The sequence below is a fragment of the Paraburkholderia sediminicola genome (assembly GCF_046027825.1).
In the GTDB taxonomy this organism is placed as follows: Bacteria; Pseudomonadota; Gammaproteobacteria; order Burkholderiales; family Burkholderiaceae; genus Paraburkholderia; species Paraburkholderia sediminicola_D.
Map to the genome: position 1 here is coordinate 75,671 of NZ_JAQQDU010000015.1, position 12,656 is coordinate 88,326.

The window sequence follows — 12,656 nt, forward strand, 5'->3', positions numbered from 1 at the left end:
AAATTCATCCTCACGCTCGCGCACGCCACTCTTAATGCCCGCAACCGCAAAAGCCTGCTCGCCATACCGCCGCTCCGCGAGCACGTCTTTGCGGGTCCATCAATCGCGCCGCGCGTTCCTGAAATCGTCGGCAAGCGTGTTGCTGCTTTCCGGTATGAGCAGTTCGCTGCTGTCGGCGTGCGGGGGCGGCAATCTCAACGCTGATCAGCCGGCAACGCCGCGCCTCACGTCGGTGAGCAACTTTCGTGACGTGGCGGGCGCGGCCGCCGGCTATCCCACCGTCGACGGCAAGCAGATGCGCCGTGGCGCTTTCTATCGCGCGAATGCGCTGAGCCTCAGCGCGGCCGACGCCGTCACCATCGATAAACTCGGCATCGCCTCGGTATACGACCTGCGCACGCCAGCCGAAATCGCACGCGTTGCCGATATCCTGCCGACCGGCGCGACATCGCAAGCGCTCGATGTCCTGGGTACCAGCGACTTCGTTACGCCAACGTTCGATACGCCAGGCGCCGCCGTGGCGTTCATGGAAGCCCAGGTGCGCGGCTATGTCACCGGCGCCGCCCAGCGCGTCGGGTATGGCGAGCTCCTCGCGCGACTCGCCAATGGCGCCGGCGTGCAACTGTTTCATTCCAACGCGGGTAAGGATCGCACCGGCTGGGTCGCGGCACTCCTGCTCAGTATCGCCAACGTGCCGCTCGACGTCATCACGCAGGACTATCTGCTCAGCAACGTCTACCTGGTCCAGTCGATTGCGGCGCGGACCGGAACGCTGCGCGCGCAGAGCGGCGACGCGGCCGCAACGGTCGAGTCGCCCGTGTTCAACGTCCAGGAAAGTTATCTGCAGGCGGGGTTTGATCAGGTGCAGGCGAGCTACGGCACGATGGCGAGCTATCTGACGCAAGGCCTTGGCCTGTCTCAGGCGACGATCGACACGTTGCACGACCGTCTGGTGGTCTGACTGACTTACGTTCGCCGCGCTTGCGGTGCGCGAAAGCCTGCGACCTGTACAGACGAAAAAAAGTCCGCCCCAAACAAGCAGGCGGACAGAGAAGGGCGGCATCGAGGTTGCCGGGGGCGACTATAAGGCCACAGCCCTCGCGAAAGCCCTTCCAGTAAGGGCGCGTAAGCGCCCGCGCTCTACGCCGTTCTGCCCTTCCAGATCATCCTTACGCTTGTGCCGGCCCAACCGGCAATTCGATCCTTACTTCCAGCCCGCCTTGCGCGTGATTGCGCACATGGCAATGTCCGCCGCGATCGTGCGCGAGCCGCGCGACAATCGCGAGACCCAGTCCGCAATGACCTTCGCCGCCACGCGCGGCATCGAGCCGTACGAACGGTTTCATCGCCGCGGCGATGCGGTCGTCAGGAATCCCCGGGCCGTGATCGCGCACGCTGATGACCCAATGTCCGTCATTGCGCGCCGTGGCAATATCCACCGGTGGTGAGCCGTGCTCGAGCGCATTGTCGACGAGGTTCGTCACCAGCCGGTCGAGCAAGGTGCGCGGCAGCGTGAACGACGCACCCGCGCGCAGATCGAGCGTGAATAGCGGCGTCTCGGTGCTGTCGCCGGCGGAAAACTGTTCCTGCAGGAATTCGTCGACTTCGACCGGCGGCCCCGCGTCGGCGGACTGACCGGCAAACTCCAGAAACTGCTGGACGATGTTGGTCAACGAGTCGACGTCGCGGATCAGTCCGGCCCGCTCGTTCTCTGCGACCAGCACGCTCGCGCGCAACTTGAGCCGCGTGAGCGGTGCTTTCAGATCGTGCGCGACACCGGCCAGCATCACCGCCTGATCATCGCCGGCTTCGTTCAGGCGACGCATCATGTCGTTGAAGGAACCGATCAGATCGCGCAGTTCACGCGGGCCTTGCACGGTCACGGGCTCCGGCCGGCCGCCTGAACCGAAGGCGCGGGCGGCATCGGCCACGCGTGATAGGGGCCGCTGCATCTGCCAGACCGCGAACAACGACAGGATCAGCGCGGCCAGCAACATCGAGATCGATTCGACCAGGAAGCGCGGGCGCGGCGGAACGTCCACCGGCACGACGACCCAGTTCGACTTGCCGGGGAACAGCACCCATAGTTGCGGCGGGCGCAGGTCGTCGACAGCGATTTGCGTGCCGGGCGGCAGGTTCTCGCGCAATTGCCGGCTCAGCTCGACCAGCGGATGAATGGTCGGCGCGTGCAGATGGACGCTCGACGGCATGTTCCAGGTGGGGACGAGGTGCACACGCATGGCGGGCGCGAGCGCGGCGCCCTTCATCGGCTCGCCGTTGATCGCCTGCAGCACCAGCAGAATGCCCCGCGCGAAGCCGTCGATTTCGTGGCGCGGCGGCTGCATCACCACCAGCACGAACCACCCGGCCTGAATCGCGAACAACACCGCCGTGGACAGCAACGCCATTCTGCCGAACAGCGTGTTCAGCGGGTTTTTCATGCGCTTGAGGCAGCCTCGTCGACAAACGGCGTGCCGTCGGCGTCGGGCACGAACACATAGCCTTTGCCGCGTACTGTCTGCACGTAGCAGGGGTTGGACGGGTCGTTTTCGATCACGCGGCGCAGGCGCCAGATCGGCACATCGAGGCTGCGGTCGCGGAAGGCGAGATTGTCGCGATGCACGAGATCGTGAATCAGTACGCGCGACAGCACCTTATACGGATTGTTGACAAAGATCTTTAGCAGCGCGAACTCACTGTCGCGCAGGGGCAGCTTCGCGTCGTCGCGCGACAGCGAGCGCGTGGCGAAGTCGAGTTCGAACGGGCCGAAGCGATACGGCTTGCGGGCTTCCGGCGCACTCGTGGTGGACGGCCCACGGCGGCGCAGCACCGTATGGATGCGCGCGAGCAGTTCGCGTGGGTCGAACGGTTTGGTCAGATAGTCGTCCGCGCCGAGCGAAAGCCCGACGATGCGATCGGCTACCGTACCGCGCGCCGTGACGAAGATCACCGGAATGTCATCGCCGGCGGCGCGCAAGGCTGTGAGCGCGCGCAGGCCGTCGGTGTTCGGCATCATGATGTCGAGCACGACGACCGATGGCCGTTCACGTTCGAGCCGGCGTTGCAAATGGGTGCCGTCGTGCAGCACCGACGCGTCGAAGCCGTTCGATTGCAGAAACTTGCAAAGCAGATCGCGTACGACCGGATCGTCGTCGACGATAAGGACCTGTGGATTCATGGCGAAATTCTAGACTGGCGCGCGCGGCGCGCGACCGACTGTTTTCTTACCAATGCTTACGCAAAGCCGCGCCGTCCTTGCCGGTTCGGGCGTCAGGCCCGTCACCAAAGGCTCACGGCATATTTCACGGTTGCCATATTTAGCAATGCGTCAGCCACGCGCCACCCGTGCTCAATGCGGCGTGGAAGTCATTTTGCACCGCTTGAATTCCTCCGATGAAAGAATCTGCGCGCAATTGCTACTGATGGCAATGGGTCGCAACGGGTCGTAAGAACCGCCGAAAAGCGCACGTTCCTTCGTGCATCGCCACCGCGTGTGCGGCGAGATGATTCGTCGTGCAGTACGTTGCGTCGCATGTCGAAAACAGCCTAACGCCTTGGGCCCACGGCAGGCGGCGTGAAATCGAAATCTAGCGCCACGCGAGGCTCATCATGACCATTCACAGCACTCACACCTCAACCCGCTTTTCTTCGCTCGCGCCCACGCGGCCGGCAGAAAAACCCGCCACGCCAGCCAGTCCGGCGGCGACGCCGCAGGCCCCGGAGTCCGCTAGCGAGACGCCACCGTCGCTGCCGTCGGGGCTGGTCGGGAATCTCGTCAACACGACTGCCTGACGCACCGAGGCCCGTGTGTCGACCCCGAGCATTCCTCACCGTTTCATCCGTGTCGCTGCGTGGTTGACACTCGGCGCGGCGCTGCTGCCACTCGGCGGCTGCGCCGTTGCCGCGCTGCCGTGCCGGCTGACGTCGGCCACGCTGAAAATCATCCCGGTCGTTGGCCATGCCGCGGCCACACCGTTCGACATGTGTTCATCTGCCATCGACTGAATCATGACACTCAAACGGATGGGTTGTGCGCTGGCGCTGCTGGGCGGCATGGTCTCGATGACCGCTCAGGCGCAGTCGGTCGAGCGCGGCGCGAATGCGTCCAGCGCCGCTTCGAAGGGCGCTTCCACTGAGGCGCGCCGACGTTCGCAGGACGTGCCGTTCGCGTTTCGCGGCATAGCGCTCGGCATCACGCTCGACGAATTCCGCGCGGGTTCGACCGTGCGGGCCACGCCGCTTGGCAGTGTGCCCATCTGCGAGACGGACGTGCAGGCGGGCGCGCTCGGCATGCGGCTGAAGTCGCACGAGAGTCTGACGGTGGCCTGCCGCTGGGCGCATCGGGCGGACGACGGTTGGGCGGTGTCGCAAGCCGTCGTTGATGGCGCACCGGCACAGGAACATGTGCTGCGCTTTGCGCGTGTCGACGGCCAGAGCGCACTGCGGCTGTACGAGATTTCTTTCGTGATCGACGAGATCACCGCCGAAGATCTGCGCGACGCGCTCGCGGACCGTTATGGCCCGCCGCGCCTGGTGACGCACAGCGCGTCGTCGTCGGGCGCGATGCCGGTTTACGTGTGGGACAACGCGGTCAGTTCGATCACGTTGTGCTTTCTGCCGGGCACCCGCAACGGCACGCTCACCTATCTCCTGAAGGGCTCGGACGCATGGGTGAAATCGGTCGTGCGGCAATGGCAGGCAAGCGGTGCCGAGGCGGGTTGATGGGCTGCCTCATCCATTGCGCGGTTGGCGGGCTCATGCGTGGCACCGATTGCATCGTTGAACAAAGCATCGGTAGCGCGACCGCAAAGTCCATTTTCAATCCGGCCGATCCGGCCAGGGAGCGTGCATGACTGCGCTACGTCTCACTGTCACACTAGGCGCGGCGGCCTGTCTCGCGGCTTGCGCGAGCAGCCAGCAGCCCTCAATCGTCGAAACCCCGATGTCGCCGCCGCTCGCGTCGGCGCCGTTGAACGTCAACACGCAGGGTGCGATCTATCAGGCCGGCGCGCCGTTGCTGCTCTACGAAACGCCGCGTGCGCAGCATATCGGCGACGTGCTGACGATCCGCCTGTCGGAGTCGTATAGCGGCAACAATAGCTCGACCGCCGCCGCGAGCCGGTCGAGCAGCATCACCGCGACCGCCGCCGATCAGTCGACCAACGCCGCCGCGCGGCTCGCGAGGCTGTTCAACATTGGCTCGGCCAGTACCGACTACAAAGGGCAGGGCAGTCTCACCGATGTCAGCGGCATGACCGGCACGCTGGCCGTGACGGTGATCGGCACGATGTCGACCGGCAATCTGGTGGTATCGGGCGAGAAGGTGATCGCGATGAGCGGCAACCGCGACCGCTTGCGCCTGTCGGGCATCGTCAATCCGAAGGATATCGAAGCAGGCAACTACGTGGCGTCGAGTAAGGTCGCGAACGCGCGCATCGAGCAGGCGGGCGCGGGCATGGTGTCGGACTCCACCACGATGGGCTGGCTGCAGAGAATGTTTCTGAGCGTGCTGACGTTTTAAAGCGGCCGCAGGTCGGGCGCGGGCTGCACGCGAGGTGTGCATGAGATGCACGACCTGCAGCGTACGTTGGCCTAAGCGCTACGCAAGCCCCGAAGCGTTGCGTTCCGCTGCGCCGATCTCGCCGTCCGGGACGAACACATAGCCGCGCCCCCAGACGGTTTGCACATAGCGAGGCTCGGATGGATCCACTTCGATCAGCCGCCGCAAACGCCAGATCGATACATCCAGGCTGCGATTGCGATGCGCCTCGCTATTGCCGTGCAGTTTCTCCAGCAACTGCGCGCGCGTGAGTACGGTCATCGCGTGCGTGACAAACACCTTGAGCATTGCGAATTCACTCGAACGCAGCGGGATGCGCTCGCCATCGCGGCGCAATTCGCGCGCCGGGAAATTCACCTCGAAACGACCGAAGCGATAGGGCGCGCGTTGCTCGGGTGCGCTCGGCGCAATCGTGCCGCGGCGGCGCAGGACCGTGCGAATTCGCGCGACCAGCTCGCTCGGTTCGAATGGCTTGCCGAGATAGTCGTCGGCGCCGAGTTCGAGGCCGATCACGCGGTCGATCGGATCGGCGCGCGCGGTCAGCAGGATCACGGGAATATCGTCGCCGGCGACGCGCAATGCGCGCAGCGCGCTGATGCCGTCGAGCTCCGGCATCATGATGTCGAGCACGATCAGCGCGGGACGCTCGTTCTGCATGGCGCGCTGCAGCGCCATGCCATGTTCGAGTGTGGACACGTTGAAGCCTCGTCCTAGCAGATATTCGCTGACGATCTCGCGTACGACGGGGTCGTCGTCGACGACCAGAATGGATGGGTTCATCCAGGTCATCTTAGTGATCCGCGCGAGCGGCGCAAAGCGCGTAACGCTTTCGAATCCTTTCTCGTGTAAGAGACGGCAAGGAGGCGGTGCGCCTAGTTTGCCTGCGACGTCTGGATGGTCTGCATCGGCTGCGGGGCCAGGTCGGTCTGATCAATCACCATCTTGCCGATCAGACCGTTCAGCTTGGTCGATGCGGTAGAGAACCGGTCGGTGTTGAGGCCGCCGGTCTGATAGCGCGCGGTGACGAGAATGCGCCCGTGCTGGATCAGCGTCAGATCGATGATCGACAGATACTGGATCGTTTCGTCGCTGAACGCGCGGCGGCCGTAATCGATCGCGGCGTTGTACACGAGGCGTGCCTCGCAGCTGGCGGGCGAGGTGCCGGGATTGTAGACATCCGAACGAATGCCGCGCCGGTCGAGCGCCAGTTGCAGCGCCGGCACGAAATCGCCGACCGACACCGCCTGATTCACTTCGATGCAGACGTTACGCACGTCCGCCCGCCGGCCGTTGACGAAGGTTGGCGACGAGTAGTTCGCCGCGATCGCGTAGCCCGCCTGAATTACAGAGCCGGTGGCGTCGGCCGCCGAGATCAGCGTCCACGCGCAGCCGTTCAGACCGAATGCGAGGGTGGCCGAGGCGGCGAGCCACGTGCAAGGCCGCCGCAACATGACCCACGCGGCCCAAGGGGCCCGCGTGAAAGCGTAAGCGCGCAAGCTCGGCATGGAGGTCATGATGCGGTGCCTGGTGGCGGTGAAGAGTAGTGGCGAATCAAAGGCGGGTCGCTAGCGGATTGCGGCTGATAGCGGCCGCTGAAGAGGGTAAAAGCGACCCACGCTCAACGCGTGACACGCAGGCGTAATTCGTTTTGTCCTTGCACGCTTGCCGTGACGTTCACGTGCCGGTCATCGGTGGTCACGATGAAATGCTGACGCGTCGGCGTGTTGACGTCATGCACGACGTTCGGAAAGCAGGCGGCGATATCGGCGCCGAATTCTTCGAGCGGATCGTTGACGACGCCGTCAGCTTGCCAGTGCGCGCGCCAGTGGCAATCGTAGGCGTGCGTGCTGGCGCGGCAGTCGTCCGCGGGCGACGTCCCCGGCAGTTGCGCGGCGGGTTGCGTGTGCAGTTGTTTGAAGTCGGCTGCGTTGACGATATGTTTGAGCGCGGGGCAAACGTCCGCCGGCTCATCGGGCTGGGTGGACTGCGCAGCGTACGCGGCGCTCGTGAGCAGCAGGGCTGCGCCAAGAGCAAGCGCGATGCGCTGGGTCAAAGGATAGGGGCGGCGATCGAATGACATGTGCGGAGAGTCCCGTAGCAGTGAGTGGCGTGGCGGGCCGCGCGTGGTACGGCCAGCACGACTATCGTCGCTGCTATAAGGGTTTTTCAAAGCGGGGAACAGCTTGCCCGCTTCGTAAATGCTTTCGAACTCTTCTCGCGTGTTTCTGGATGTTGCTGCGCGTTGCCTGGCCGCGTGGCGGGTTGTCAGAATGTGCGGCGTGTCGACGGGCGGCGCGCGGCGAGTTGTGCGAACGTGCGCGCTGCCTCGCTGTGCTGAAGGTTGCGTTGACAGTGGCGTGATGCCTAGCCGAGCGTGAGGCCGCCGTCGATATGAATCACCTGGCCGGTCATGTGACGCGCGTCATCGGAGAGCAGAAACGCGATCAGCGCGGCGATATCCGCGGGCTCGGCGACATGACCCAGCGGCGTCGCGTCGGCGGCGCGGGTCCACACCGATGCATTGTCGGCACTTGGGCCGCGATCTTTACGGGTGTAGCCGGGCGCCACGCAATTGACCGTCACGCCATGCGGCGCAAGTTCGGCGGCTGCGGTCTTAGCCAGCGATTCGAGTGCCGCTTTTGCCGCTGCCGTAGCGGCGAACGGCGCATCCGCGCGATAGCGATGCGCGACGAACGAACTGAGCGCGACCACACGACCTCGCTTCGAGGTCTCCAACGCAGGTGTCGCACGTTTGACGAGCGCCGCGAACGCGGCCGGCATGGCGGCGAAGGCGGTGCTGAATACATCGGCGTCGAGCCCGTTGAGCGTTTGCCGTTGCGCGTGACCGGCGTTCGCGACCAGTTGATCGAGCGCACCGAAGCTCGCGAGCGTTTGATGAATCACGTGTTCGGCGGCGCCGCGTTCGGCCAGATCACCGAACACCGTCGCGCAGCGTGCGCCGTTCGCGCTGGAATCGGCAGCGACTTGCGCAAGACGCTGGCGCGCTTCGTCATCGGCGCCGCGTGCGTGCAGCATCAGCGCAGTACGCGGCGCGGCAATGCGCCGAGCCAGTGCCGCGCCGATGCCGGAGCCCGCGCCGGTGATCAGGACGACGCGATCGAACTCGGCGCCGCTCATATCGGTTGTGCTGCTCGTGTCACGCGAGCCACTCGCATCGCTCACGCTGCTCATGCGGCGACCGGTTCGGCCGAGCGCTCGACGTCGAGCGTGTCGCCATGGAACGCCGCCAGCGATTCGCGATGCGCGACGCTGACGATCGCCGCCTTCGGCAGCCGCTCGGTGAACAGGTGATAGAGACGTGCTTCGTTTTCCGCATCGAGCGCGCTGGTCGCTTCGTCGAGGAACAGATAGTCCGGTTTGTGCAGCAGCACGCGGGCGCCGGCAAGACGCTGTTGTTCGCCCGGCGAGAGAATGCGCGTCCAGTGCCCCGATTCCTTCAGGCGGTCGGCGTACTCCGACAGGTGGCAGGTGATGAGCGCTTCGCGGCATTCGTCGTCGGTGTAGGTGTCCGCGGACGACGGATAGGTGAGCGCGGCTTTCAGCGTGCCGATCGGCATGTAGCTGACCTGCGGGATGAACATCATGCGCGCGTTGACCGGTGCGTCGATCGAGCCGTCGCCGAACGGCCACAAACCGGCGAGTGCGCGCATCAGCGTGCTCTTGCCCGAGCCGGACGGGCCACGCACCAGCCAGCGCGAGCCCGGCGTGATCGAGATATCGCGAATGCGCGACAGCGGGTTGCCGTTCGGCAGCGCAAGCTGAAGGCCCTCGGTGGTGAGCTTGTCTTCGTCGACAAGATGCAGATTGATGCCGCCATGCGCGGTAGCGGGCGAGACCGATTCCTTCAGTCGCGGCGCATGCACGACGCGTTTGAATTCACGCAACCGGTTCACGGTCGCGCGCCATTCAACGAGGCTGCCATAACTATTGATGAACCACGAAAACGAATCGCTGACGGTGCCGAAGGCGCTTGAGATCTGCATCAGAACGCCGAACGTGAAAGCGCCGGCAAAGTATCGGGGCGCGGCGACCACGATCGGAAAGATGATCGCGATCTGACCATAGAAGCTCAGCACGAAGGTGAGCCGCTTGGTGTACTTCATCACCTGCCACCAGTTGTCGCGAATGCGGCCGAACAGCGAGTGCGCGTTCGTCTTCTCCGTGTCCATACCGTTGTAGAAGGCGATCTGCTCGGCGTTTTCACGCAGACGGATCAGGCCAAAACGGAAATCCGCCTCGACTTTCTGTGCCTGGTAGTTGATCGGCACGAGCGGATGGCCGACCTTCTGGATGATCAGCGAGCCGACCACCGCGTAGAGCGCCGCGGCCCACACCATGTAGCCCGGAATCTGCAACGGCATGCCGCCGAGCGAGATGGTCAACGCGCCGGCCAGCGACCACAGGATCGTGATGAACGACACCAGCGTGACGATGGTGGACAACAGGTCGAGCGTGAGCGAGAGCGTGTTGGTGGCGAATGATTGCAGATCGTCACTGATCCGCTGGTCGGGGTTGTCGGCGAGCCGGTCGCGTTCGATCCGGTAGAAGGCGCTATCGTCCAGCCACTCGTTGAGGTAGCGCGTGGTCAGCCACTGGCGCCAGCGGAAGCCGAGCATCTGGCGTAGATAGCGGCCATATACCGCGAGGATGATGAAGCCGAACGCGAGCCCCGAGAACACCATCAGCAGGTGTGGGAAGTCATGGACGTTCTTGGATTGCAGCGCGTTGTAGAAGTCGGCGCTCCAGCGATTCAGGCGCACGTTGATCCACACGACCAGCAGGTTCATCACGATGATCGCGATGAGCAGCCCCCACGCCGTTTTTCGTTCTTCGGAAACCCAGTAAGGTTTGATCAGACTCCAGGCGGAGACTTTTTCGTCCGGCGGCAGCGCGGGGCGGGAAGCGGTATTCGATGTCATGAGCATCCTGATGAAGTGCTGGCCCATCCGGGCTGACCCATGTCGGGCTGGCCCCAGGCGGGCCGGCCCACGGTAGGTTTACGGTGCGTGCCCCGGGCGTCGGGCTCGACGAACGCACACCCGGGTGAGCGACCGATTCTGGCGCGAAGCCCTTAAGTGAAAATTAATTTCCGCTCAGAGGTCTCGCCTCGATGCCGCTGCCGCGCGGGCGGCTAAGCATACATACCGCCCGCGCGGCAGCGGCATCCGGTCCTGGCATTGTGCCAGAGCGCTGCATTCGGCCATATTGATGAATCGAATGATGGTGCCGGATCAACTGGACGCGATTGCATGGGCCGCTGGTTTGCGGGCGCTGCGCCTTTTATGGTCTAATGACCTTCGACGAAACAGGGGTGCTTTGCCCACAGGCTGCGTGATTTTCATGCAGCGGCGGCGAGGCTGAGAGAGACCCTTTGCACCCGATCCGGGTAATACCGGCGCGGGAAGTTTCCGGAAGCAGCCAGTCTTCCATTCCCCGCCGGGCGGCGTCCGTCATTGGACGCGCGTATTGCCCGGCCGGCCTCACCCGCCGGTTTCGTCCTGGGTACGTGCGTTTTTTGGCCGTACGGAAAGGACTCGATGACCGCCTATTCTTCAGACATGTGTTTTGCTCTTCGTCACGCTCTCGTCGGTTATGCCGGCGCGCCGTGCTGCTTTAGCCTTGCTAGCCGTTGTGACGCGGAGTGGGCGCGATGAATCGTTCTGCTCAACCCGATTTCGCAGTGCTCGGTGGTGGGCTGTGCGGGCGCCTCGTCGCGTGGCGCCTCGCCGGTGAGGGGCATCGCGTGGCGCTTTACGAGCGCGGCGATGCCGCGGGCACGCAAGCCGCGGCCTGGGTGGCCGCCGCCATGCTGGCGCCGCTGGCCGAAGCCGCCAGTGCTGAACTGCTGATCACACGTCTTGGCGCGAGTTCGCTCGACACCTGGCCGCAAGTGCTGGCCGAATTGCCCGAACCGGTGTTCTTCCAGCGTAATGGCACGCTGGTCGTATGGCATCACGCCGATCGTACCGAAGCACCGTTGTTCGAACGCCGCGTGCGCTCGAACGCCCCTGCTGAACTGCTCGACGGCGGCTTCGTGACGCTGGCCGGTGCCCAGCTCGGCGCCGCCGAGCCCGCGTTGGCGGGCCGCTTCAACCAGGGCTGGCTGCTGCCGCGCGAAGGCCAACTGGATAACCGCCAGGTGCTGGCCGCGCTCGCTGCGGGGCTCGCCCAGCGCGGTGTCGAAACGCACTGGAACACGCCGGTCGACGATCATGCGCTGCCGCCCGCGCGCATCACGATCGACTGCCGGGGTTTGGGCGCGAAGCCGGTGCTGCCCACGCTGCGCGGCATCCGCGGCGAAGTCGCCCGCGTGCATGCGCCGGGTATCAAGCTGACGCGACCGGTACGCCTGCTGCATCCGCGCTACCCGCTCTATATCGCACCGAAGCCGAACGATCTCTACGTGATCGGCGCGACCGAGGTGGAAGGCGAGGACATGTCGCCGGTCAGCGTGCGCTCGGCGCTCGAGTTGCTGAGCGCGGCGTTTTCCGTGCATCCCGGCTTCGGCGAGGCACGCATCCTCGAACTGAATTCGCAGTGCCGCCCGACTTTGCCGGACCACCGTCCGGCCTTGCTGTGGGATGGCGCGCAAACGCTGCGCGTGAACGGCCTGTACCGGCACGGTTACATGATCGTGCCCGAAGTCGCCGACGAAGCTGTGCGCTTCGCCGCGGCGCTGCTCGACGGCCGCATCGGCGACGCCGATGCTTTCGCCGACTGGCAAAGCGCAGCTCGCTGGAGCGAACTGTTTCAACTGGATTCCACGCGGGAGCCGGCATGAGCATTGCGCGCCTGCTGGTGAATTAACCGCAGGCGAGTCAGCGCGTTGAGCCGCTCCCGCCATCGATTGAACCGTATTCGAACACCATGGACATTCATATCAATCAGAAGCCGTTGTCGCTGCCCGAAGGCGCGACTGTCGCCGATGCGCTCGCCGCGTTCGGCGCGCGTCCGCCGTTCGCGGTCGCGTTGAACGGCGATTTCGTCGCACGTACCCAGCATGCGGCGCGCGCGCTGCAACCGGGCGACAAGCTCGACGTCGTGCAACCCGTGGCCGGCGGCTAACCCCGCGCCA

Annotated in this window: 14 protein-coding genes and 1 riboswitch; of the genes, 7 read left to right on the forward strand and 7 right to left on the reverse strand. The window is 64.7% G+C overall.

From position 1 onward, the window contains the following. Window positions 1-34 precede the first annotated feature (34 nt). Entirely contained in the window at window positions 35-961 is a 927-nt protein-coding gene (locus PQQ96_RS10965) for a tyrosine-protein phosphatase (protein ID WP_408291531.1), read from the forward strand. 208 nt (window positions 962-1,169) lie between these two features. Here the strand turns inward: PQQ96_RS10965 and PQQ96_RS10970 are convergent, their stop codons facing one another. After that, complete coding sequence (locus PQQ96_RS10970; RefSeq protein WP_408291533.1) at window positions 1,170-2,441, reverse strand: ATP-binding protein; 1,272 nt, start codon at window positions 2,439-2,441, stop codon at window positions 1,170-1,172. Continuing rightward, a complete protein-coding gene (locus tag PQQ96_RS10975) occupies window positions 2,438-3,178 on the reverse strand; it encodes a response regulator (RefSeq protein WP_408291535.1) in 741 nt (246 codons plus the stop codon). Before PQQ96_RS10975 ends, PQQ96_RS10970 begins: the two co-directional genes overlap by 4 nt. A 431-nt stretch (window positions 3,179-3,609) precedes the next feature. On the opposite strand from PQQ96_RS10975, the gene PQQ96_RS10980 reads away from it, so the two are divergent. From PQQ96_RS10980 to PQQ96_RS10995, 4 genes are all read left to right on the forward strand, one after another. After that, window positions 3,610-3,792 carry a hypothetical protein gene (locus tag PQQ96_RS10980; RefSeq protein WP_408291536.1) on the forward strand — a complete coding sequence of 61 codons (183 nt, stop codon included), beginning with the start codon at window positions 3,610-3,612 and terminating at the stop codon, window positions 3,790-3,792. Window positions 3,793-3,837: 45 nt separating this feature from the next. Further along, entirely contained in the window at window positions 3,838-4,005 is a 168-nt protein-coding gene (locus tag PQQ96_RS10985; RefSeq protein WP_321207320.1) for a DUF6726 family protein, read from the forward strand. Window positions 4,006-4,008: 3 nt separating this feature from the next. Beyond that, window positions 4,009-4,722, forward strand: coding sequence for a hypothetical protein (locus PQQ96_RS10990; protein WP_408291538.1), 714 nt, complete (start codon window positions 4,009-4,011; stop codon window positions 4,720-4,722). Window positions 4,723-4,849: 127 nt separating this feature from the next. Beyond that, entirely contained in the window at window positions 4,850-5,521 is a 672-nt protein-coding gene (locus tag PQQ96_RS10995; RefSeq protein ID WP_408291539.1) for a flagellar basal body L-ring protein FlgH, read from the forward strand. Between the two features lie 78 nt (window positions 5,522-5,599). Here PQQ96_RS10995 and PQQ96_RS11000 read toward each other — a convergent pair whose 3' ends face one another. From PQQ96_RS11000 to PQQ96_RS11020, 5 genes are all read right to left on the reverse strand, one after another. Next, the gene (locus PQQ96_RS11000; RefSeq protein WP_408291541.1) at window positions 5,600-6,340 is read right to left on the reverse strand and encodes a response regulator; all 741 of its coding nucleotides are present in this window, start codon (window positions 6,338-6,340) and stop codon (window positions 5,600-5,602) included. 92 nt (window positions 6,341-6,432) lie between these two features. After that, the gene (locus PQQ96_RS11005; protein WP_408291543.1) at window positions 6,433-7,074 is read right to left on the reverse strand and encodes a hypothetical protein; all 642 of its coding nucleotides are present in this window, start codon (window positions 7,072-7,074) and stop codon (window positions 6,433-6,435) included. A gap of 104 nt (window positions 7,075-7,178) precedes the next feature. Further along, window positions 7,179-7,640, reverse strand: a complete 462-nt coding sequence (locus PQQ96_RS11010) for a hypothetical protein (RefSeq protein WP_408291545.1) — start codon at window positions 7,638-7,640, stop codon at window positions 7,179-7,181. Window positions 7,641-7,924: 284 nt separating this feature from the next. After that, window positions 7,925-8,698 carry an SDR family NAD(P)-dependent oxidoreductase gene (locus PQQ96_RS11015; protein ID WP_408291608.1) on the reverse strand — a complete coding sequence of 258 codons (774 nt, stop codon included), beginning with the start codon at window positions 8,696-8,698 and terminating at the stop codon, window positions 7,925-7,927. A gap of 50 nt (window positions 8,699-8,748) precedes the next feature. Then, the gene (locus tag PQQ96_RS11020; RefSeq protein WP_408291546.1) at window positions 8,749-10,500 is read right to left on the reverse strand and encodes an ABC transporter ATP-binding protein/permease; all 1,752 of its coding nucleotides are present in this window, start codon (window positions 10,498-10,500) and stop codon (window positions 8,749-8,751) included. 378 nt (window positions 10,501-10,878) lie between these two features. Next, a riboswitch (TPP riboswitch) is annotated at window positions 10,879-11,002 on the forward strand. Window positions 11,003-11,231: 229 nt separating this feature from the next. Between PQQ96_RS11020 and PQQ96_RS11025 the strand changes: the two genes are divergently transcribed. Together PQQ96_RS11025 and thiS are read left to right on the forward strand one after the other, a co-directional pair. Further along, window positions 11,232-12,362, forward strand: coding sequence for an FAD-dependent oxidoreductase (locus tag PQQ96_RS11025; RefSeq protein ID WP_408291548.1), 1,131 nt, complete (start codon window positions 11,232-11,234; stop codon window positions 12,360-12,362). Window positions 12,363-12,448: 86 nt separating this feature from the next. Continuing rightward, on the forward strand, window positions 12,449-12,646 hold the full coding sequence (gene thiS, locus PQQ96_RS11030; protein WP_028199627.1) for a sulfur carrier protein ThiS: 198 nt from the start codon (window positions 12,449-12,451) through the stop codon (window positions 12,644-12,646). The last annotated feature ends 10 nt before the right edge of the window (window positions 12,647-12,656 follow it).

Bases quoted from the DNA above. Each gene is read 5' to 3' on its own strand.
- PQQ96_RS10965 (WP_408291531.1), top strand. From the start codon at position 35: ATGCCCGCAACCGCAAAAGCCTGCTCGCCATACCGCCGCTCCGCGAGC.
- PQQ96_RS10970 (WP_408291533.1), bottom strand. From the start codon at position 2,441: ATGAAAAACCCGCTGAACACGCTGTTCGGCAGAATGGCGTTGCTGTCC.
- PQQ96_RS10975 (WP_408291535.1), bottom strand. From the start codon at position 3,178: ATGAATCCACAGGTCCTTATCGTCGACGACGATCCGGTCGTACGCGAT.
- PQQ96_RS10980 (WP_408291536.1), top strand. From the start codon at position 3,610: ATGACCATTCACAGCACTCACACCTCAACCCGCTTTTCTTCGCTCGCG.
- PQQ96_RS10990 (WP_408291538.1), top strand. From the start codon at position 4,009: ATGACACTCAAACGGATGGGTTGTGCGCTGGCGCTGCTGGGCGGCATG.
- PQQ96_RS10995 (WP_408291539.1), top strand. From the start codon at position 4,850: ATGACTGCGCTACGTCTCACTGTCACACTAGGCGCGGCGGCCTGTCTC.
- PQQ96_RS11000 (WP_408291541.1), bottom strand. From the start codon at position 6,340: ATGAACCCATCCATTCTGGTCGTCGACGACGACCCCGTCGTACGCGAG.
- PQQ96_RS11005 (WP_408291543.1), bottom strand. From the start codon at position 7,074: ATGACCTCCATGCCGAGCTTGCGCGCTTACGCTTTCACGCGGGCCCCT.
- PQQ96_RS11010 (WP_408291545.1), bottom strand. From the start codon at position 7,640: ATGTCATTCGATCGCCGCCCCTATCCTTTGACCCAGCGCATCGCGCTT.
- PQQ96_RS11015 (WP_408291608.1), bottom strand. From the start codon at position 8,698: ATGAGCGGCGCCGAGTTCGATCGCGTCGTCCTGATCACCGGCGCGGGC.
- PQQ96_RS11020 (WP_408291546.1), bottom strand. From the start codon at position 10,500: ATGACATCGAATACCGCTTCCCGCCCCGCGCTGCCGCCGGACGAAAAA.
- PQQ96_RS11025 (WP_408291548.1), top strand. From the start codon at position 11,232: ATGAATCGTTCTGCTCAACCCGATTTCGCAGTGCTCGGTGGTGGGCTG.
- thiS (WP_028199627.1), top strand. From the start codon at position 12,449: ATGGACATTCATATCAATCAGAAGCCGTTGTCGCTGCCCGAAGGCGCG.